Source organism: Enterobacter sp. ENT03, from assembly GCF_019218745.1.
Taxonomy (GTDB): Bacteria; Pseudomonadota; Gammaproteobacteria; order Enterobacterales; family Enterobacteriaceae; genus Enterobacter_D.
Window position 1 is genome coordinate 1 of the sequence record NZ_JAHUXA010000056.1, and the last position, 290, is coordinate 290.

Consider the following 290-nt stretch of genomic DNA (forward strand, 5'->3'; position numbering starts at 1 on the left):
CCAAGTCTCTGGAGTGAACATACGTAATTCATTACGAAGTTTAATTCACGAGCATCAAACTTAAATTGAAGAGTTTGATCATGGCTCAGATTGAACGCTGGCGGCAGGCCTAACACATGCAAGTCGAGCGGTAGCACAGAGAGCTTGCTCTCGGGTGACGAGCGGCGGACGGGTGAGTAATGTCTGGGAAACTGCCTGATGGAGGGGGATAACTACTGGAAACGGTAGCTAATACCGCATAACGTCGCAAGACCAAAGAGGGGGACCTTCGGGCCTCTTGCCATCAGATG

The 290-nt window shown here is 50.7% G+C and carries 1 rRNA gene; it reads left to right on the forward strand.

The window, feature by feature from the left end:
* Positions 1 to 62: 62 nt before the first annotated feature.
* A 16S ribosomal RNA gene (locus KW828_RS21725) occupies positions 63 to 290 on the forward strand; the annotation flags it as partial.